Annotated in this window: 1 protein-coding gene; it reads right to left on the bottom strand. The window is 71.3% G+C overall.

Annotated features, from left to right (window positions below):
* Window positions 1–114: 114 nt before the first annotated feature.
* Window positions 115–314: ribonuclease FAU-1 family protein (locus tag J0695_RS40295; RefSeq protein WP_206969766.1), on the bottom strand; the 200-nt coding region annotated here is incomplete at its 5' end.

Raw genomic sequence — 314 nt, 5'->3', positions numbered from 1 at the left:
GGGTGGTGTGGGGGTGCCCGCGCGGCTGCTGACGGAGCTGCTGGGGGACGGCGCGCGGCACGAGCCGCTGTCGGACGACCCTGCTCTGTGGGGCAGGGCCGTCGACGACGAGCGTTATGCGGTGGTGTGGAGCGACTGAGTCAATTGGCCGCGCTGGGCGAGGAGTTCGAGCTCGTCGAGGGCCTGGACCGCGCGGGACGCGGCCTTCGGGTCGCGCTCGGCGAGGCCGCTCTCCTCGAACTCGTCCTCGTCGAGACGGATGATCTCGGAGTGGTCGGCCGACACCCAGAGGTCCAGGTCAAGGTCCTCGACGG

Source organism: Streptomyces beijiangensis, assembly GCF_017315755.1.
Classification (GTDB): Bacteria; Actinomycetota; Actinomycetes; order Streptomycetales; family Streptomycetaceae; genus Streptomyces; species Streptomyces beijiangensis.
Note: the sequence above shows the minus strand (reverse complement) of the source record. Positions and strands in the feature narration are given on the sequence as shown.